Consider the following 20,304-nt stretch of genomic DNA (forward strand, 5'->3'; position numbering starts at 1 on the left):
GAAAAAGAAGAAGAGTTAGAAGTGTCACATTAATAATCACCTTTATGCTCCTCTACAGTTTTTTCAGTATTCGCCTCTTTAGTTAAATACTCGAAATCAAGATTTGGTACGTATTAGACTTAGTATCCTGAATAATTCAGATGAGAACCACCTTCATTCAGAATAAAAAGCCAGTAATATTTTTACTGGCTCTGAAAATTTCAATTTTGCTCACATAACCATAAAAGCTTGATAAGAGGCAAATATTGCAATCACCCCAACCCCCACTTGAAAAAAGACTACGTATGGATGTTTAACTTTGTTAAATTCATCAATACTCTTAAGAATCATAAAACACCCTAAGATAAGCAAAACAAAGGGCATTACCTTCGATGGTTCTTCAGTGAATAATGCATATCCTGCAAGAGATATTCCTAAAATAAATAGTACAGTTTTTGCGACTCTCAAAATATCACCTCATTTTTCCTGGTGATATTGTCTCTTACATAATTTATACTTTCAATAGCTTAAGAAGTAATCATTACTTCAGATACTTCCTTGCACCTAACGCACAATGGAAGCGATGCATCTGTTTGAAAATGTCCCCCGTACTCGACACCAAGTTATATCTAATAAACCTTTTACTCTCCCTTTATATCTCGACATTGAGATTCGGATTACTCCACTGGTAAAATATAAACATCGGACCTCCGGCCATAAGTTTCATTTCATAAAAAAACGAACACCCCTATAGGTGTCCGCTTAACTCATTGTTACACTGCTCATAAGACTAAGGTATAAGCTCCACACAACCATTGAACTGACAAAGAAAGTGCCTGCCAGAGAATTCCGTTTGATCATCAATCCTGTAAACAGCAGAAAAATAAAGGCTAAGAACAATGAGGACATACTGATCAAATTCGGCGTGAGAGTTAAAGGGCCGATCCCGTCCACTGTTGTGAATATACGGAAGAGGGCAGTGGGTTCTTGCTGCTCCAACGTTTGCGTGATATTATGAGGCGTTTCCTGTTCGGTCATGTATCCTGTAATCGTATAAATGAAAATGACAAGAAGACTTTCCGCTTTCCACCAGCGTTTGGGTGAGAAATCTGCATCCTCCGCTACTAAACGCTTCATGAGAAAACCATTGACGAAGGCAAACAGCAGGAGAACGATAAATAGAAGATGTTTGACTAACAGCGCCTGACCATAAGAGAGCATCCATGAATCTACGATATTCTCAGACAGGGTTAAACTCATAGCAACACCAGTCAACGTGATCCATACAATGCACCCTACCGCTACCTTTGTGAACCAGCGGACAAACGTCTCCCATTGGTGGTCTTGATCAGAGAAAAAGCTTACAACGAGTAGTATTCCGGACCATACACCCACTGCGATGAAATGAATAGTATGAAAAAGTGCCCCTTGAAACGAATTTGTGCTCGCGGAATGCCCCGTAATACTTTGGGTGAGAATCATCCCGACAATTAATAATAAACTGAGCGAGTAGGCGGCTTTTGGCCTTTTAATCGTCTTCAATAAAACCACATGAAGAACGGACAAAGAAAAAAGAAGAAGCCAAGCCTGTCCTCCCTTTAACTGAGTAAGCACATGAACAAGACTCGATAAAAGGCTGCCTTCACGATATCCCTGAAGCGTGACCGAAAGTTCTACGATTGGAAATAGAGCTAAAACAGGCACAATCAGAGTGATCAGGGTCCATGTCCTTCTACGATGAGCAAACTTTTCATCAAATAGAGACAAAAGGCTTGCTCCGATAAGAATGGAGAGACAAGCATAGAGACCTCCATTCGTTAAAGCATGAATCATGATTTTTTCCTGATTCCCAGAAATACAAGTACTGCAGTAATCAATATCCCGAACCCAAGCACAGGTACAATCCAGACATTCGATCCATTTCCTTGGTCAGACCCTGCAACTTGCTGTTCTCCGGACTCTTCTCCTTCCGCGTTTTCAGCATCATCTGAAGTCGTTTCAGGTTCCTCTGTTTCTGTGTCCTCTTCAGGTGCGGATACCTCTTCCTTAACTGTATAATTAAAGGTCAACTGATTTTCCATGACGTGCCCGTCCTCACCGATGATGCTGTAAAAGACCTCAATGTCCCCACTACCCACTTCTTCAGGAATACTGAATTCTATGACGTTATCAGGGGAATGGGTATAGCTATCTATTTCGAACTCTTCCCCATCTCCATCTGTAACCATCAGAGATGTAGGCTCCTGGACTTTGGAATCGAAAGTCAGTGTTACACGAGGTTTTTCTGATGTTAACGCACCTCCTGATTCAGGCTGGGAGCTTTCAAGGTGTGTGTGCGCCTCTACCGCCATTGGCAGTGCAAGTACAATAAGTAAACAAAACATGGATATATATTTCATTGTCCTACTCCTTTTCTCTTTAATAAAGATTACGAATCCAAAAGAGCGAAGTTCACTCCTCGTTCCAATTTAACCAGAGCAATGGTGGGAATACCAGAATAAAAGATGGACAATTTGGTGAACAGAAAGATCTCAGTTCATGTCCTGAACATAAATAAAGGCTTTTTCGACCCCTTTCTTTGAATATGAAAGCATTTATTTCGATTTAATTCCTGCGCCACAAAGAGGTACAATAATTTTTTCTTCTGGTTCTTGCTTATATTTTAAATAGCCAGCATAGTTAGCAGCTGTGGTCACTTCAACATAAAAACCTTTATCACTAAGTTTCGCGCGTGCTCTCAGAATTTCATTTTCTCCTATGGTTATAAAATCACCATTAGTTTCGCGTATAGCTTCTAAAATTTGCGGAGAACGTGCTGGGGCTGCTATAGCTATCCCTTCCGCTAAAGTACCTTTATTCCTAACAGGCTGGGCTGATAAATCCCCATTGTTGAAAGCCTCTACTAGCGGGGAACAGTTTACTGCTTGTATGGCAATAAATTTCGGCATTTTATCGATTAAGCCATTGGCAAATAACTCTTTAAACCCATAGAATGCACCAAGTAGAAGTGTACCGTTGCCAACAGGAATAATTAATGTATCGGGTGCACCATTCAACTCCTCGTAAATTTCGTAGGCATACGTTTTCGTTCCTTCATAAAAGTAGGGATTATACACATGACTTGCGTAAAAAACTTCTTCTTCTTTTACCGCTTGTTGGGCAGCTTCTGCAATATCTTCCCGTGATCCCTGAATTTGCTTGATCGTGGCACCATGAGCTTTTACTTGAGCGATTTTTTTAGGAGACGTTTCATTACTTAAATAAATGTCGCAAGCAATATTGCAACGTGCAGCGTAGGCTGCAATGGCCGTCCCAGCATTCCCACTACTATCCGCAATAACTTTTGAGACCCCCAATTCTTTCGCTTTCGTCATTAGAACTGCAGCTCCTCTGTCTTTAAAGGATAAAGTAGGCATCTTAAAATCAACTTTTACATACGTATTAGGTTCATGAGTATCTAGTACAATTAAAGGGGTTTGACCTTCTCCCATTGTAATGGATTTCCACGTCTTTGATTCTTTTTCGAATGGCATGGTTTCTAAGTAACGCCATAATGAGTTAGGATAGCGGGCCCAGGATGCCACATTTATTTTAGGAGTATCTTTTATCAAATTTAATACACCGCCACACGTACATTTCCATATAACAGGCGTAATAGCATACTTTTTTCCACAATCATTACAAATATATTGTTCCATCCTACATCAACCCCTTAGGTATTTTTTATATGCTCGACCAAAAAAAATTTATATACGCGATTGCATCAATTATGTAATTTATTTGTTGATACGATCGTATGAGCCGGTTGATGTTCACCGAACCTAAATTACGAACCCACACATTTATGATAAAAGATATCGTATCGACAGTGATATGGAAATGACATGAGTCACTCAGGTAATCCATTCTCCATATAGATGAATTATTGTTCAGCTGTAATTGAATAACGTGCGACTAAATACATGTGGAGATGTGAATCGGCATCGTCAAACACGAGATAATAGACGTGCTCATTATAATAAATATCCGTTGTAATTTCATTTCAATCACACTCATAAAATAACTTGTCTATATTTATAGGAGGTAGTTATATGTATAATGTCCTAATGTTCTGCGACCCAGGAATTGATGATTCTTTAGCAATAATGTATGCCCTTTTAAATCCCAAAATAAATGTGGTTGGCATCGTTTCAAGTTATGGTAACGTCTCTCAACAACAGGCAACACAGAATGTAGCGTACCTCTTAAAGCTCGCGGGAAGGGATGATATTCCCATCATCGCCGGAGCAAGAAGCCCTCTTAGTGGTGAAATAGCTGTATTTTATCCAGAAATCCATGGTGAAGAGGGTTTGGGTCCAATACGTCCTCCAGAGACTGTGCAACGTGGGGTAGTAAATTTTGATGAGATATTTAAAATCATTGATAACTACGCGTATAATCTAGTTGTTGTAGATGTAGGTAGATCTACGTCTTTAGCAATTGCTTTTTTATTGGGCGGAGAAGAATATCTAAGAAAAATAAGAGCGTTTTATTCTATGGGCGGCGCTTTTTTAGTACCAGGCAACGTAACACCTGTGGCGGAAGCTAACTTTCATGGTGATGCGATAGCTGCCAACCTCGTCTTAAACAAGTTGAGAAATATCTTCATCACTCCATTAAACGTGACGAATTACGCAATAATTACACCTGAAACCATTCTGAAAATCACCTCTCAGCCTTTTAATGCTTTTACGCATCTAATAAAACCAATTTTTGATTATTACACCACTGCTTATCAAAAACTAGATCATAGCCTGGCAGGTAGTCCTTTGCATGACGTTTTTACAGTATTTGCTTTAGTCAATCCAGAACAAGTCAAGTATGTGAAGCGTCAGGCTTCTGTATCCATTGATTTTGCCAATACAAAAGGAGAAAGTGTAGCAGACTTTAGAACAAAATCAAGCGAACAGACTACAGAAAATACAGACCATATCGCGATATCATTCAACTACGATGCATTTGTAAAAGATTTTACCGCTGTAATGACTACTCGTTAAAGATGAGCGACACTAAAATCCTTCTTCACCTTCAAAATATCTCAAAATCAAGTCTTACTTAAAACGAGAACTCTTTCTTTAATTAGGCTTATGCAGATCAGTCAATAAGGTAAAACTTTAGTTTTTGGTCTGAAATATACCACCTAATTAAATATTTCCTATTGGACTCCTGCACCCCCCCATTGGAATCTCCTTATGATTAATGTGTTTTTTCAGATTCACAATAGCGTTTCCTTGATAAACTTGTTCCAAAATATTTTCTATTTTTTCGCTTTCTTGTTTACTTACTATTTGCTTCATAAGCATTTTTTGGAACCATCGACTAATTTCAATCGGAAAAACATTCCCAGCAATGGAGGAAAGGCGATCATATCCATGTAATACTTTTCCTTCTAAATCGACTTCTCCACCAGCATAAAAATACAAAATATTTCTATGCATACCTTTTTTTATTCGTTCAACTTTTTCTTTATTGCCAGCATCTTTTATTCCAACCACTAAGTCTATCTTACTTAATTGAATAATACTTTTTTCTGATAAATCAAATCCGGTTCTTTTTGGATTGTTATATAAAATTGTAGGTTTATTACTAAGGTGGATAATCCTCTCTGTATAAACCAATGCTTCTTCTTGCGTAGGTATAACATACGGCGGATACCCAAGCATGATACCTGAAATTTTGGTATGACGAATTTTTTCGGCTAATTTCTCTGCCTCTTTCTGTCTAATTGAAGCTACACCAAATAAAATTTCCATATTACTAATGAGCTCTTCTTCCAGCTCTAATCCGTTTATTATTTTAATTTTCTCTTGTAGGTTTAGACTATGCTGTTCTCCAGTAGTTCCAGAGACAAGAACAGATTTCACTCCTTGTTTATAAAGGTCTCTTATATGGCTTATTGTTCCTTGAACATTTAAAGATTCATCTTCAAAAAAAGCTGTTGGTACGGCAATATGAACTTTTTCAGTTAGCATTTTACAATCCACTCTTTTCCTTTTAATATACTTGAACTAAGCTAACAAAGGATTGGCCTCTTTTTTTGTTTAGAGTATTTATCCGGAAGACTCAGTTACAGGATATTAGACAGTTTGAAACAAACCAAACCCTTTTATCGTAGATGAATTGAAAACAAAAAAACTAATGGAGTATGTGTAGTCTTCTTTGGGGATTTTAGAGGTGATTAAATTGCTAAGTTATTTTAGATTCTTCTTATTCATGGTTGTTGGCCTTTCGTTTTACTGATGAGATGAAAAGTAGCTCATTATTAGAATTAGCTTCTAAAGCACGTACTAATTATTTTGGGAAAGATGATAAGAGTTGGTATTTATATAAGATGGCCAAGTCTGAATTTCTGGACTGGTATGATAATCAGCCAGGACCAGGGAGAGATCTTTATGATATTCAACATCATATTATTTCAACCTCAGAAACTACCTTTGAAATTTTATGTAAATATGAGCCAAGAATCAATATTGTAGAAAAGAATACTTAACCAATTTGTTATCGGGCCGCACCTTTATTACATAGGATGAGGTTTTATTCTTTCTGGATCTAAGACTAAAATAAGGTCGATGTGTAAGATGTCTAAATCAAGTCTTACACAATCGGGGGATAATCATGAACAATGGTTAGCATCCTTGCTGAAAATTCGGATGAAAGCATTGAACTAAATGTCCCCCCATTTCATGAAAAATTGAAAATTAGATATTTTTAAGCTTTCTCTTAATTCACTTCTCTGTCCAGCTAAAAACTTTTTCGCTAAACAACTATGAGAGAAAGTCGAGAACCCGCTTGATCACAAGTTTCGTCGCATCAGCATCGTAAGACGGTAAACTGATGTCGGTGAAGAGATGTTCCTTGCCTTCGTACAGAAAAAGTTCAGCGTGATTGGCCGAAGCCACAAGTTCACGGGCAGCGTTGATGTCCCTATCTTCAACGAAAAAAGGATCTGCACTCATAGCGTGAATTTGCACAGGCAAGTCGATCGGCCACTGGGATTCGAATTCCGAGGTCGGTAGACATGCATGAAAAAACAATGCACCTCTGGCGCCTTCACGAGTTTGAGCGAGCTGCTGTGCTGCCGGGACACCGAGTGAAAAACCAGCATACACGACATCGCGTGGAAGCTCGCTGGCTGCCCGGACGCCCCGCGCCTTCACTTCTTCAAATCCGATTTCCTTAACAAATCCCAAGCCTTCCTCCAGCGAGGAAAATATGCGACCATCAAATAAATCTGGCACATGGACGGTATGCCCCGCATCTCTCAGTTGATCGGCGATTGCTTCAATCCCCTTCGTTCGGCCTAAAACATGGTGTAACAAGAAAATTTCTGCCATCATTTATCCTCCAATGTAATAAATTTTATATATCTACTATTTCGACAAGAAGCCTGTTTGACCTGCAGAACTATACGTTTAAGAATTATTCACCTAATAAAAGCCACCAACTGCTTTACTCAATAATTCCGCTCCTAACCATTACTAAAGGTGACAAGTTTCAGATTTGCCACCGTTTTTATAAGAATCGAACTCAAGATAATCAAAGCCAGGGGTGGTTCTTATGCTTTTGTCGGAAGCGCTAGAACCGTCCCCTCGCTTCCTAATGGTATAAGGCTATTTTAAAGCAGTGTCAGTCCAACTTACTCAACAAGCCTTTTTATATTTTGTATATCCTTTTCGCTCATTTGAGACTGTAAGCTTTCATTGATCAGCATCTGCATCTCATGGATGATTTGTTCTCCTTTTTTCATGAGGAAGATATCAACAGATCGTTTATCATCCGGACCTTTTTTGCGTTTAACTAGCGAACCAACTTGATGTTGTTCCAGTCTTGTAACCAAGCGTGATAAAGCGCTATGACTAAGGTCCACTTTTGGAACTAAATCTGTTAACCTCATCTTCTTTTGTTCGGTTTGTGCCAAGTAATACATAAGGTAAAATTCTTTAATTCCTAATTGGAATTGATTTTTAAGTGTATAATCCATTGATTTCAGTAAACGGTCGTGAAATTTCGTTAGATTGATCCAAGCATTAAACAACTCATTTTCATTCATAATCATAATCCTTTCCAACTCTTTTTTATTGACACTATTATATCACAAATTATAATATATGCATGCGCAAACAAATTTTAAAGTTTCACCTTGATTTTGATATTTATTGCGCAACACAATAAAGGAGTGAGGACAAAAATGAATGAGAAATATTCAAGTCTCTTTGAACCATTTACGTTTAAATCTGGATTTCGTCTAGACAATCGTACAATTATGGCACCAATGACTACTCAATCATCATTTGAAAATGGCATGGTCACCATAGATGAACATCTTTATTACAAAAGAAGAGCAACTGGCGTAGGTATGATTATTACTTCTTGTGCTCAAGTAATGGAGAACGGAAAGTTTCCGGGTTCACTTAGTGCGGCTTCCGACAAACATATCGAAAGTCTGTCTAAATTAGCTGAATCAATAAAGAGTTGTGGAACGAAGGCTATTTTACAGATTTTCCATGTTGGAAGAATGGGAATGAGTGCCGCCATTGGTGAGCAAACGGTAAGTGCCAGTGCCATCCCTGCACCACGCAAAGATGCTGAGACACCAAGAGAATTAAGCAATGAAGAAGTACATGAGATGGTTACAGCATTTGGAGAAGCTACCCGAAGAGCAATTGAAGCAGGGTTTGATGGTGTTGAAATTCATGGTGCCAACACTTATTTAATCCAACAATTCTTTTCTCCCCATTCTAATCGCAGAAATGATGAATGGGGAGGGACATTAGAAAAAAGAATGAGATTCCCTTTGGCAGTTGTCCGATCAGCAAAAGAAACGATTGATTCTTTTGCCAAAAAACCATTTTTGTTTGGATACCGTATTTCACCAGAAGAGATTGAAGAACCGGGCATCACGCTAGATGATACTCTTGCATTAATGAGCCAACTTAAAAAGGAAGGCTTAGATTATATCCATGCATCAGTAGGGGATGCGCAACAATCTTCCATTCGAAATAAAGAATCTAAGGAAGCCGTGCTAGCCATTATTCAAGAAGAAATGGGCCATGATTTTCCTTTGATAGGTGTTGGTAAAATTCAAACGCCAGATGATGCATTAAACACTTTAGAACTAGGGATTCCATTAGTAGCTATAGGAAGAGGATTACTCGTTGAGCCAGATTGGATACGCAAAGTCAAAGATGGTAATGAATCTTCCATTCGTACTGAAATTACACCAAAAGATTATAAAGACTTATGTTTTCCTGACTCAATGTGGGAATATGTTCAAAGTCGACCTGGCTGGCTGCCTTTTGCTGAAAGTAAACCTAAGAGATAAGGAGTTTTCTGTTATGAGTCGTTTATTCAGCCCACTTACTATTAAAAATCTAACGATGAAAAATCGTATAGTTATGTCACCAATGTGCCAGTATTCAGTCACTAAAGAAGATGGTGCCCCAAACGAATGGCATTTTGTTCACTATGTCTCAAGAGCGATAGGAGGAACAGGCCTAATTATTATGGAAATGACTAGTGTTACACCCGAGGGACGTATTACCAATGGCGACCTTGGTCTTTGGTCAGATGAACAAGTTCCACATTACCAACGACTAGTTAATGAAATAAAAAAGTATGACACCAAGGTTGGAATTCAAATTGCTCATGCAGGAAGAAAAGCAGAAGATGCCGATCAACCTGTAGGAGCTTCCGACATACCTGTAGAAGTATTACCAGAGGAAACAATGAATGGTGAACTTAACTCCCCTAGAGCTTTAACAAACCAAGAAGTGAAAGAAACTGTTCAGCAATTTAAACAAGCTGCTGAGAGAGCAGTAAAAGCAGGTTTTGATACAATCGAATTGCACGGGGCTCATGGTTATCTCTTGCATCAGTTTATGTCACCAAGTATTAACAATCGTACAGATGAGTATGGAGAAGACATGGCGCTCTTTGGCGAAGAAGTGATAAAGGAAGTCAAAACAGTAATGCCAGCAGATATGCCACTAATCATGCGAATGTCTGCCATTGAGTATATAGATGGGGGCTATGATTTACCACACTCTATTGAAATGGCTAAGCGTTTTAAAAAAGCTGGTGTAGATGTTTTCCATGTTTCAAGTGGTGGGGAAGGACCTCCTGGGGAACGTAAACCACAAAACACTCCGGGTTATCAGGTCCCCTTTGCGCGCGAGTTTAAAAAACAATTAGACCTTCCTGTTATCGCTGTTGGTAAATTAAGCAGCCCAGAACTAGCAGAAGCAACTATTACAAATGGAGATGCAGAACTTGTGGCCATTGCAAGAGGTATGCTTAATGATCCTTATTGGAGTTTACATGCAGAGAAGAAATTAACTCATAAAGTAAACCCACCTTTTCAATATTCAAGAGGAATAAGATAAAAAATAAGAAGGTTCCTTATTAGGAGCCTTCTTAACTTATATTCATTTAATTATATACTTCTTCCACAATCTGGACCGCTAGAGATAGCGATTGTTTAAGACTCGAAATCAAGATATCTTGTAGTAGTTCTTTAACTAACGCAGCCGTTTGTTTAATAAACATCATTTAAAGGCATCTAAAATTCCAATAAAACCTACTATAATAAAAGGAATCGCAATAATTCTTGTAGATTTTATAAAGAAGTTGAGGGTCCATCTGCATCCTTAGATTTCCAACTTTCCCCTATCAACCACCAAGAATAAGGGGAAGTTATTCCCCAGATACCCATCGCTAAGAAGAAAATACCCAAACATAAATAACCTCCCTTCTTAATTTCCCTACGTTAATGATACGTTTTGTTGAAAATAATGTTTCAGCTTTATTTCACAATCCTGCCTGGTTATTCAACTAAAACCCCCAAATCTTGAAGACTCAGTTTCAAGATAACTTCGCTAACCCCCTCTATCGCTAATTATCTCTCCGTCAGTAAAATGCTAACTAATTAGGGCGAGCGAGTCCTCTATTTGACCCGCAAAGCTATCGTTTGGATGATATTGCCGATGATTTCCAATATTTAAATCTATGACCAACATTTGTTTTCAAAGCTGCAACATCAGATTAAAAATGCTAGTTTAACGATAACGCAAGTGCTTTGCGCAAGTATTTTTGTGGAATCATTTGTTTTATCCCAGGTTTCACCGGGAATATCCCCAGTACAAACCTAACAAAGGAGGTATTTATTTATGGCAGATAAAAAAGGCTTCAGCGATAAAGTAAAGGGCGCTGTTAATAAAGTAAAGGGTGAAGCAAAGGATCAGGCAGGCAATGCTAAGGACGATCCGAAAATGCAGACCGACGCCAAGAAAGATAAAATAAAAGGTGAAGCACAGAACAAAGCCGGCGACGCCAAGATGCAGGACGAGGAAAATAAGCAGCATTGATAAAGCGGCTGTCCCAAAAATGGTATGCTCCCTTTTAAGTAGACAGATGAAATAAATCATCTGCTTTACTTAGAGGGGAGCAATTTAGTAGTCCTATAATTTTTAGCATAGTCAACGTATCACCCTTCCTCCCGTCCTCTTTACAAGTCTTCAATAAATCTACCCTAGACAGTGAGAAGATGCAGATTTCACTAATTAAGAATCGCCCCCGTTTATGTATGACTCGGTTTCAAGATAAATTGGACTTAGAAATGTGTTTTAGACTTCATTTTTCATTTCTCCAGAAAAACTCTCCTTTGGTTGAAGATGGTATCCTTTTTCCCTGGGATAAAGTTTGGCTAATCCAAACACCGTTGCAATAAGCAATATAGCAGCAATTATAATTATTACGATCAAATCCATTTGGGTAGGTAATGATTGGGTATCCTCACTCTCCATAGCATAGGTGAAAGATAGAGTTCATTCATTAATGCGAGAAGATTCCCAAAAGAGTGTAAGATCATAGAAACATATATTTTACCAGTTTTTAGATAAGCTATTTAAAACAATATAGACATCAAGAAAGCACTAAAGAAACTAAAGGGATGACCAGTTGTAATTTTCCACATCTATGGCACCTTCAAAGGAGGACAATTTAGTAAATTGTTGAACATCAGATGAATAATTCTAAGTAAAAAAGACGACTATTCTTATTGAATAATCGCCCCATTTCTTTAAGACTTGGTTTCAAGATAATATATAAATACAAAAACACCTAGATACAGAATAAAGAAAGGTATTTCTAAAAGATAATCCCTCTTCAGATTACTCTGGTAAATTTAACTGCCAGGATATACCAAACTGATCGTTCAACCATCCGAATTTTTTGCTGAACCCATAGTTATCCATAGGCATGAGTGCTGTGCCATTTTCTATCATTTTATTATAAAGGCTGTCGATTTCCTCTTCGGTATCACACGTAACAAATATAGAAAAAGACGGAGTAAACGTAAAATCATGGTCAACATGGCTGTCAATACACATAAACTCCTGTCCTTTTAAGGAGAATAAAGCTTGCATAATTGTACCTTCTTCACCTGGTCCTTCTGCCCCGTATCGAGTAATGCTTTTAATTTCTGAATCCTCAATGAGCGATGTGTAGTATTTCATAGCTTCTTCTGCATTACCGCCTTGAAACATTAAAAATGGTGTTATGTTTTTCATATTTAAATTCCTTTCTTTATATAAATTTTATTGTTTTTTCCATGTTTGTTGAAATACTTTTAATTACTCAAGCAATTTTTACCCTTTGTAGCTCATTTTTCCTGTCTCAACCAACTCTTTAAGCCCCATGAACATTAAATTCCAGCCATGTTCAGTTTGGTCGTGAGACTCCCCAAGAGCTTTTTCCAAATCCGTTTTGGTCCAGTTTTCTTCAGAATCGACGTGTATGAGATGTGTAAAGATCATTTCACAGCCTGCAGCACCCTCTGTTATCTCCACAGTAATTGTATCTTCTAACTCGCTAAACTGAGGCATTTTAAAAGTGAATACCAACTTATTGGGAGGGTCGATTTCTAGGTATTCTCCTAACGCTCTGTAATCTTTTCCTCCTCTATGGTCCACAATCTCCCAGGTCCCTCCTACCTGTGAGTTATTCTGAGCGACCTTATTTGTCCCTTCCAGTGTAAATAACCACTTTTTCATCATTTCAGGATTCAACCATGCGTCAAAAACCCTCTCAGGTTTCACATTGAATTCTCTTTTCATTTTTAATGATGTCGTTGAAATGTTGTCCATGAAATACCCCTTTCGAGAATTAGTGTTTTTTCTTCTCCTCTTGCAAAAGCTCACTTTCCAGAAGATCAAAACGTTTACTCCAAAATTTCTCGTACACGCTCAACCACTGAGAAGCAAGTGCCAGTGTTTCGGCTTCGAGACGACAGGTATGGGTCCTCCCTTCAACGGTTCGTTGGATTAAATTTGCTTTTTCTAATACCTTAATGTGTTTGGATGCCGCAGCTAAAGACATATCGAAAGGTGCAGCCATCTCAGAAACTGTCCGTTCTTTCTCTGAAACAAGTCGTACCATTTCTCTTCGAGTTTCATCAGCGAGCGCATGAAAAATGTCGTCTAAGTTTTCGTTATTATGTTCAACCATGTGGTTAATTATATACTTACCACTACAAATAGTAAACTAGTTGGTTTAATATTGTTGATAAAAATGTGTACCTCTTTATAGTAGAGCCACTTCCACCCTAGATACCCATGTTAAGGGAGCTTAACTGATATTGAAGAAATGCCCCCGTTAACGAAAGACTTGACTTCAAGATATGTTGAAGCAGATTTCTAGCTAACTCTTGGTTACTTATTACAATCTCAACCTATTTTTCCTGGTGCTTATTAAGCATTTCTTCTAAATATTCTTTAGACTTCCCTTTTGGTATACTGAGACTATTCCAATCGTTATCTTTTAATTGTTTGCTAACGTAGACAATTTGTCCGGTATGATAGGCGTAATGTGCCATTTGCCTTTCAATAGCTTCTAGAACCAAATGACTTTCTCCACGAATATATATTGTATTTAATAAATCCTGCTCACTTAATTCGTTTATTGACTCAAGCAGTACTTTCCAACCATTTTCCCAAACAGTAATTAACTCAGCTTTCGTCTCTATATCATCAATAAATTCTTCATCACGTTTTCTATACTCTTTCTCTCCATCTGAAGTTAAAAAATCACTCCATCTAGAAACCATATTGCCACTCAAATGTTTTACTATTATTGCTACACTGTTGGACTCATCATTATATTTCCAATGGATTTCGTTTTCAGATAATTGGTTTAATGATCTATCTCCAAGGCTTTTTAAACTATTAAATCTTTCTAATACTACCCTCAAATATTCTTTTCCAACCAACATCTGCCCCCTCCTTTTAAGCTAACTGTAGAACACCTTGTTTCAGTAAAGCCCCCAATACAGGAAGACTCGAATTCAAGGTATCCCCAGTGAAATCCCATTATAATTAATTTAGTCTCTACTTGATTAATTCTCTCTATTCTTGAGATCTTAAATCCCAGTCATTTTACTTAATTCCTTCATAATATGTCTTAGAACACTAAGAAGGAGGGATTCCTTTGAATCCAGAGTTATGTAGATTATTAGCAAATGGAGGTGTGGTCAGCTGTTTTTTATCTGATTCATCAGGAACACCTATTGGTCAATCAGGAATTACGTGTACACCCATAAATGGAAGAGAAGATGTTGAAGTCACTCTTCCCAATGGCCAAAAGGTAACTTTACAAAAAGTATCTATTAAAAAGACAGGATTTATCGTTGTTCAAGTAAAAAACGACTCGGAAGAATGCATATCAGACCCTATACCATTCTGTACAATAGAAAATGCGCTCCTTTGTGCTCCTGATGGTACAGACATCGTTTGTAAAGTTCGTAATTTCCAATGTACTGCATGTATCAATTGCCAAAATGGATTTTACCAATCTGTGGAGATATTCTTGGATATTTGTCTTGATGTTCAAGTAGTCGCTGATGCCATTATTGAGATTTCTGGAGAAGCCTGCAATCCAAGAGAACAGTTCTCCATTGAACGTTGTATCACCAAGCAGTTTGCTCCTCCTCAATGTGGCTTATCCCTTAATCAAACAAGAACTGATTTACCTAAACTGCACTACCCCAACAAGGGAACAGAGGGAATACATCCTAATCAGTTAGAAAATTTATGCGTAAATACTGAAAAAGTATACGATTGGATTACCCAACAATCTAACATCCAACTTCGAAAAAATGCCAATGATGCCCCATTTATTTGTAATATTTGTACCCTAAACTTTTTTGTCCCTGCAGTAACGATTTGTGAAAGGACACTTACCGGGACGCTTGAGTGCAATGGTGAACGAGTCGAAGGGGCTTTAATTAATTTTTCTTCCACACCTGACATAGTTTCCTTTTCTCCCGATCCAGCAGTTACAGATGCAAATGGCCACTTTACAACCGTTGTAACAGTTCCTGAAGGAACAAACCCAACTCCTATAGAAATCACAGCTTCCACAACGACTAGTGGAGAGTTTTTATCAACTACTCTGCCAACCATTGCTCGATGTTTAGCAGATCCATGTATTCTGTTCTTATTTGGACCGGAAACCATTGACTGTAATGATATAGTTTCAGGAAGAGTAAGGTGTGGTAACACCTTTATTCCAGGGGTTGAAGTTACTTTGACGGCAAACCCAGCCATTGTCACCTTTAACCCTAACCCTACAATTACGGGGGAAAATGGTAACTATTTCTCCGGAGTAGTTGTTCCTACTGGGACGCCCCCCACAGATGTAGAAATTACAGCCTCTGCCACCGTTAATGGTGAATTTTTAACAGAAACTATTACAGTCAATGTATCGTGCGAATCTGAATGTAATTTAACATTGAATGCCGATGCACTAATTACTTGTGATGGCGAAATTACAGGGTTATTAACATGTGAGGGTTCTCCAGTTGAAGGAGCAATGATTGAATTTTCTATCTTCCCAACAGTAGGAACCTTTGATCCTAACCCAGCAACCACTTTAGCAGATGGGTCATTCTCCACAACTTTAACGATTCCAGAAGGAACAGCACTTCTTTCAACCTCTATTACAGCAACCACTATGACCGGTGGGCAAACTGTTACTACGACTATTGGGGTGCAAGTCGAATGTCCTGCCGTTGAGTGCCCATGTAAGTTTAGAATTGGAGTCGAAGGAGGCGCCGCGCCAGCATCGGTTGATATTATGACTGGTGGGATGGCCACAACTTTAACAGGAACCATCAATGTAACAGCGGTACAATGTTTCACTGCTGCGCCAATGTGTAACCCTGCTTCCGATAACTTTAATGTCTCATTTGGCGGTGGTGGGAGCACGATCAACTTTATTGCAGGCCGTAGAATAGAAATTGAGTGTGAAGGTAACACGTTTGCACGAGTACGAGGAACAGCTCGGGCTACAGGAAATGTTCTCCCGACAGGTATCTATGAAGTGACCATTACTCGTGGGACTGCAGGAGGATTAGCGGTATGGACCGTCAACGCAACAGACTTCCATGGAAACACTTTTTCTACCACTTTCACTGCAAATATAAATCCAGTTACGTTTATTGGAGACTGTACTGATGTACCTTAATGGAATCCCCCATTAGCGTAGTGTATAAATTAATTCCTAATATTATCTCGAAACTGAGTCTTCCACAAACCTGCCCTTTTCTTTAAGACTCAGTTTCAAGATAATCAAACTTCAAACGCACTTCTCTAATATAGTTTAATGTAATTTTTAGTTGGAAAATACTCTTCGTATGGGGATGTCTCCAAGTTGTTACATATACCCACTTGGTGTAACTTGCTATATGCTCTTATAAACTAGCGTGAAATTTTCAAGCGGTGTATCGTTGTGCTAAAATTACTTCATCATAAACAAGAGGTGATTTTTGATGAAACCAAGAGTTTCTGTAATTACTATTGGAGTAAACAACCTTGAAGAATCATTACTTTTTTATCGTGATGGTTTAGGATTTCCTACTGATGGTATTGTTGGTGAAGAGTTTGACCACGGTGCTGTAGCATTTTTTGATTTGCAGCCTGGCTTGAAACTTGCTATTTGGAATCGAAAAGATATTGCACATGAAACTAAAGTGAATGTCAGCAGCCCAAGTCCTACAGAGTTTACTCTCGGTCACAATGTTAATAACAAGGCAGAGGTAGATGAGGTTATGGATAAAGCTAAAAGGGCAGGTGCTTACATCACTGATCCTGCACACGATACATTCTGGGGAGGATATTCCGGTCACTTTCAAGATCCAGATGGTCATCTGTGGGAAGTTGTATGGAATCCTGAATGGGATGACGTAGAATAAGGTCGAATCAGGTTGGTATACTCCAGCCTGATTCAGTTCGCATAATTAGCCACTAAACCTCTGTTTCTCAAACCCTCATATCCCGTAGGAATTTACCATGCTTATGTATTGATGACATTTAAATGGTAATACGCGAATACACAGGTCACATATAAAGGGACAGTTATACAGATAAAAGATATGCCGGCGTATATTTCTTCTCTCTCATATAAATCCTGATTAAAAACAAAGTGCAATAACCAAGAACTCAGTGCCACTACTGCAATAACATAATGAAACTTTTCATCACTCAACTTAACTTTCTCCGGTCTTTCCATAATCAAATTCCCCCTTGACCGCTCTCTTCCACTTATACGAATCTCAGCTATTTTAGTTTCAGATTCACTGATGTTCAGAATGATAAGGGAAATCGAACTCGTCACGACACTTGTAATGTTCAAGCTCGAAAAAAGCGATTATCTCTAATCGATAATCGCCTGGATATTAGGGGGTGTTGAGGGAATTGTCCCTAATTAATTAGCAGGAGAGGTCATCCCTGCCAAATCTTTCTTTCTGTAAACACTTAATATTAAGCCAAACACGATTGCATTCAACACGGTTGGATAAAGACCATAGCTTAAAAATGGTAAAGAAAAAGACATAACTGGCAACAGTCCAAGTGACATCATTAAGTGATACAGTAGCTGGACGGAGTAAAATGCTAATCCTCCAGTTACAACCATTCTTCCATAGGAATCTTTTACCTTTATATTTACGAGAGCGACCCGAAGCATTAACAGCAGGAGAACTAAAGTTATGATGATTGAGACAATCCATCCAAATTGATACGTTACACTGACTAACACAAAATCTGTATGTCCTGAAGAAAGAGGATTCTCAGCGCCGAAGTTTCCCGTCCATCCAGCAGAAGAGTGACTGAAGAACGGATTGACCGTAACTTTCCATGATTTCATTTATAGCCTGTTCATTATCTTGGATATCGATATACTTCTCAATTGATTCTGCCACGTCTTCCCCTCCTATATTATTTAACGATCCAGTCAATAAAATAGTTTTAGAGAAAATAAAAAAACACAACATTAATTGAAATCTACCCTTTTTCAAGGACATTTCCAATTAAGTGCTGTGCTTTTAAAAAGATACTTCTCCCTTTAAGGAGTCCACCTCTTATAAAATTACCTTAATGTCATATTCCTTAAGCCATGCGTTTACTTGAATAAGGTAATCCAACAATCCTTTGGCACTGGAAGCATGTATTGATTCGCTTTTACCTTCAGTGATACTCCGAACCTTTTCTACATCAATAAAAGGAAGAATCGGGGAAGTGGGATCATCTAATATCTGCAGCATCCATTGGCTGACTCTTTCTAGATATTTTTGATCCTTTGTGCTTGGATATGCACTTTTCTTGCGATAGCGCACGTCCTCCGGCAGATAACCTTCAAACGCCCGTCTTAATATCCCTTTTTCAATTCCATCAATATTTTTCATTTCAATCGGAACGTTCCATAAATACTCGACAAGTCTATAGTCACAGAAAGGAACCCGAACCTCGAACCCTGTCATCATACTGGCCCGATCTTTACGGTCAAGCATAAATGGAAGAAAACGAGTGATGAACATATAAGACATTCGTCTTTGTTTAGCTTGAAGGTCCGATTCTCCTTCCAAAACCGGGACTTCGTCTAATGCCTCCTGGTAGCGTTCTTTTTGATAAGATGGAAGGTCAAGCTTTTCTTTAAGTTGCTCTGATAAGATAGAGCTCATGCCTCTCATATTCAACAACCACGGAAAAATATCCGCTTCTAAAAACTCATCCTGGTGAAACCACGGGTATCCTGAGAACACTTCATCAGCGGATTCGCCGGATAAGGCGACAGTTGCCTCTTTCTCCATTTCTTTAAAAAGCAGATAGAGAGATGTTTCAATCTCTCCCACACCTGGAAGATCCCGGGCTCTCATCGGCACCAGCAGATTTTCTGCAAGCTCATCAGCATCCAAAACAATTGACTTATGTTCAGTTCCTACATGTTTCGAAACTTTTTCTGCCCAGGGCTCATCCAAATCCACGCGTAAAAAGTCTTTTTCAAAGTCCTTTTCGTTATTCTCAAAGTCAATGGAATACGTGGCCAGCTTTTTACCCTCTTTAGAAAAATCTTTTCCAGCTATAGCCGTCAAACCACTGGAATCTAATCCACCAGAAAGCATAGAGACTACAGGTCGATCGGCCACAAGCTGCGCAGTGACGGTGTCTTCCAAATACGAACGGATGGTAGAAACCGTTGTATCAAGGTCATCAGGATGGGGATGGCTCTTTAATGTCCAGTATTGTTCTTCTTTCCGCCCTTCTTTTCTAAACGTCACATAGTGGCCCGCCCGCACTTCTTCAATGTCTTTGAAAACACCTTGACCAGGTGTCCGAATCGGTCCGAGTCCAAATATTTCTGACAGCCCGTCCTTATCAATAACCGGGTCCACCTGTGGATGAGCAAACATGGCTTTCAACTCAGAGCCGAAAATAATGTCATTGTCCCGATTAGCAAAGTACAGAGGCTTCACCCCAAGGTGGTCTCTTCCCAACATCAATTGCTCTATACGTTCATCCCAAACAGCAAAGGCATAAATACCGTTCAACCGTTCTATACATGCTTCTCCCCATTCCAAATAAGCATGGAGGAGAACTTCAGTATCAGAGGAGCTCTTAAAATGATGGCCATTGTGAATTAAGTCTTCTCTTAATTCTTTAAAATTATAAATCTCTCCATTGTAGCTCAAAGTAATGGCATATGGACCTTCATAATAGACCATTGGTTGTTTTCCGCCTTCTGGATCTATAACGATTAACCGCCGATGCCCCAGAGCTGCAGACTCAGATAACCATGTACCAATGCTATCCGGCCCCCGATGGGTAATCGTATTCGTCATATTTTCCAAAACGGGCGATTGTTCACTTAAACTCTTTGTCCAGGACACCCAACCTGTAATTCCACACATGATGTAAAACCCTCTTTCTTAAGATAATGAATGATTCAGTTTTCCCA

21 protein-coding genes are annotated in these 20,304 nt (G+C 38.7%); 6 read left to right on the top strand and 15 right to left on the bottom strand.

Features of this window, described 5'->3' with window-relative positions; all coding sequences use genetic code 11:
* Positions 1–210: 210 nt before the first annotated feature.
* The 4 genes from HLI_RS04005 to HLI_RS04020 form a co-directional block, all read right to left on the bottom strand.
* Entirely contained in the window at positions 211–447 is a 237-nt protein-coding gene (locus HLI_RS04005; protein ID WP_128523246.1) for a hypothetical protein, read from the bottom strand.
* 294 nt (positions 448–741) lie between these two features.
* Positions 742–1,812 (bottom strand): copper resistance D family protein, encoded by a 1,071-nt coding sequence (locus tag HLI_RS04010; RefSeq protein WP_128523248.1) that lies wholly within the window; start codon positions 1,810–1,812, stop codon positions 742–744.
* The gene (locus HLI_RS04015; RefSeq protein ID WP_128523250.1) at positions 1,809–2,378 is read right to left on the bottom strand and encodes a copper resistance CopC family protein; all 570 of its coding nucleotides are present in this window, start codon (positions 2,376–2,378) and stop codon (positions 1,809–1,811) included. The genes HLI_RS04010 and HLI_RS04015 overlap by 4 nt, the downstream gene beginning before the upstream one ends.
* A 195-nt stretch (positions 2,379–2,573) precedes the next feature.
* Positions 2,574–3,677, bottom strand: a complete 1,104-nt coding sequence (locus HLI_RS04020) for a threonine synthase (protein ID WP_128523252.1) — start codon at positions 3,675–3,677, stop codon at positions 2,574–2,576.
* A 393-nt stretch (positions 3,678–4,070) separates the two neighbouring features.
* On the opposite strand from HLI_RS04020, the gene HLI_RS04025 reads away from it, so the two are divergent.
* On the top strand, positions 4,071–5,015 hold the full coding sequence (locus tag HLI_RS04025) for a nucleoside hydrolase (RefSeq protein ID WP_128523254.1): 945 nt from the start codon (positions 4,071–4,073) through the stop codon (positions 5,013–5,015).
* A 147-nt stretch (positions 5,016–5,162) separates the two neighbouring features.
* Here the strand turns inward: HLI_RS04025 and HLI_RS04030 are convergent, their stop codons facing one another.
* From HLI_RS04030 to HLI_RS04040, 3 genes are all read right to left on the bottom strand, one after another.
* Complete coding sequence (locus HLI_RS04030; RefSeq protein ID WP_128523256.1) at positions 5,163–5,990, bottom strand: dihydrodipicolinate synthase family protein; 828 nt, start codon at positions 5,988–5,990, stop codon at positions 5,163–5,165.
* Between the two features lie 792 nt (positions 5,991–6,782).
* Entirely contained in the window at positions 6,783–7,352 is a 570-nt protein-coding gene (locus HLI_RS04035; protein ID WP_128523258.1) for a dienelactone hydrolase family protein, read from the bottom strand.
* Positions 7,353–7,654: 302 nt separating this feature from the next.
* Entirely contained in the window at positions 7,655–8,068 is a 414-nt protein-coding gene (locus HLI_RS04040; RefSeq protein WP_164908479.1) for a MarR family winged helix-turn-helix transcriptional regulator, read from the bottom strand.
* Between the two features lie 138 nt (positions 8,069–8,206).
* Here HLI_RS04040 and HLI_RS04045 point away from each other — a divergent pair, with 138 nt between their 5' ends.
* Both HLI_RS04045 and HLI_RS04050 read left to right on the top strand, forming a co-directional pair.
* Entirely contained in the window at positions 8,207–9,340 is a 1,134-nt protein-coding gene (locus tag HLI_RS04045; RefSeq protein ID WP_128523261.1) for an NADH-dependent flavin oxidoreductase, read from the top strand.
* A 13-nt stretch (positions 9,341–9,353) separates the two neighbouring features.
* Positions 9,354–10,400 carry an NADH:flavin oxidoreductase/NADH oxidase gene (locus tag HLI_RS04050; protein WP_128523263.1) on the top strand — a complete coding sequence of 349 codons (1,047 nt, stop codon included), beginning with the start codon at positions 9,354–9,356 and terminating at the stop codon, positions 10,398–10,400.
* A gap of 233 nt (positions 10,401–10,633) precedes the next feature.
* On the opposite strand, the gene HLI_RS22265 is transcribed toward HLI_RS04050, so the two are convergent.
* A complete protein-coding gene (locus HLI_RS22265) occupies positions 10,634–10,729 on the bottom strand; it encodes a hypothetical protein (RefSeq protein WP_431357399.1) in 96 nt (31 codons plus the stop codon).
* Positions 10,730–11,183: 454 nt separating this feature from the next.
* On the opposite strand from HLI_RS22265, the gene HLI_RS04055 reads away from it, so the two are divergent.
* Positions 11,184–11,381, top strand: a complete 198-nt coding sequence (locus tag HLI_RS04055; protein WP_128523265.1) for a CsbD family protein — start codon at positions 11,184–11,186, stop codon at positions 11,379–11,381.
* A gap of 804 nt (positions 11,382–12,185) precedes the next feature.
* Here HLI_RS04055 and HLI_RS04060 read toward each other — a convergent pair.
* The 4 genes from HLI_RS04060 to HLI_RS04075 form a co-directional block, all read right to left on the bottom strand.
* The gene (locus tag HLI_RS04060) at positions 12,186–12,584 is read right to left on the bottom strand and encodes a VOC family protein (RefSeq protein WP_128523267.1); all 399 of its coding nucleotides are present in this window, start codon (positions 12,582–12,584) and stop codon (positions 12,186–12,188) included.
* A gap of 78 nt (positions 12,585–12,662) precedes the next feature.
* Positions 12,663–13,160 carry an SRPBCC family protein gene (locus HLI_RS04065; protein WP_128523269.1) on the bottom strand — a complete coding sequence of 166 codons (498 nt, stop codon included), beginning with the start codon at positions 13,158–13,160 and terminating at the stop codon, positions 12,663–12,665.
* Between the two features lie 19 nt (positions 13,161–13,179).
* On the bottom strand, positions 13,180–13,521 hold the full coding sequence (locus HLI_RS04070; protein WP_128523270.1) for an ArsR/SmtB family transcription factor: 342 nt from the start codon (positions 13,519–13,521) through the stop codon (positions 13,180–13,182).
* A gap of 223 nt (positions 13,522–13,744) precedes the next feature.
* Positions 13,745–14,284, bottom strand: a complete 540-nt coding sequence (locus HLI_RS04075; RefSeq protein WP_128523272.1) for a DUF1572 family protein — start codon at positions 14,282–14,284, stop codon at positions 13,745–13,747.
* A gap of 215 nt (positions 14,285–14,499) precedes the next feature.
* Between HLI_RS04075 and HLI_RS21965 the strand changes: the two genes are divergently transcribed.
* On the top strand, positions 14,500–16,536 hold the full coding sequence (locus tag HLI_RS21965; RefSeq protein WP_241655932.1) for a BMQ_0737 family morphogenetic spore coat protein: 2,037 nt from the start codon (positions 14,500–14,502) through the stop codon (positions 16,534–16,536).
* 304 nt (positions 16,537–16,840) lie between these two features.
* Entirely contained in the window at positions 16,841–17,263 is a 423-nt protein-coding gene (locus HLI_RS04085; protein WP_128523274.1) for a VOC family protein, read from the top strand.
* Positions 17,264–17,364: 101 nt separating this feature from the next.
* Here HLI_RS04085 and HLI_RS04090 read toward each other — a convergent pair whose 3' ends face one another.
* The 3 genes from HLI_RS04090 to asnB all read right to left on the bottom strand — a co-directional run bounded on the left by HLI_RS04090 (position 17,365) and on the right by asnB (position 20,257).
* Complete coding sequence (locus HLI_RS04090) at positions 17,365–17,580, bottom strand: hypothetical protein (RefSeq protein WP_128523276.1); 216 nt, start codon at positions 17,578–17,580, stop codon at positions 17,365–17,367.
* 195 nt (positions 17,581–17,775) lie between these two features.
* Entirely contained in the window at positions 17,776–18,216 is a 441-nt protein-coding gene (locus HLI_RS04095; RefSeq protein ID WP_128523278.1) for an FtsW/RodA/SpoVE family cell cycle protein, read from the bottom strand.
* Between the two features lie 214 nt (positions 18,217–18,430).
* Positions 18,431–20,257: an asparagine synthase (glutamine-hydrolyzing) gene (gene asnB, locus HLI_RS04100; protein WP_128523280.1), complete on the bottom strand. Its 1,827-nt coding sequence runs from the start codon at positions 20,255–20,257 to the stop codon at positions 18,431–18,433.
* Positions 20,258–20,304 lie beyond the last annotated feature (47 nt).

It is taken from the genome of Halobacillus litoralis (genome assembly GCF_004101865.1).
GTDB classification, from domain to species: domain Bacteria; phylum Bacillota; class Bacilli; order Bacillales; family Halobacillaceae; genus Halobacillus; species Halobacillus litoralis_A.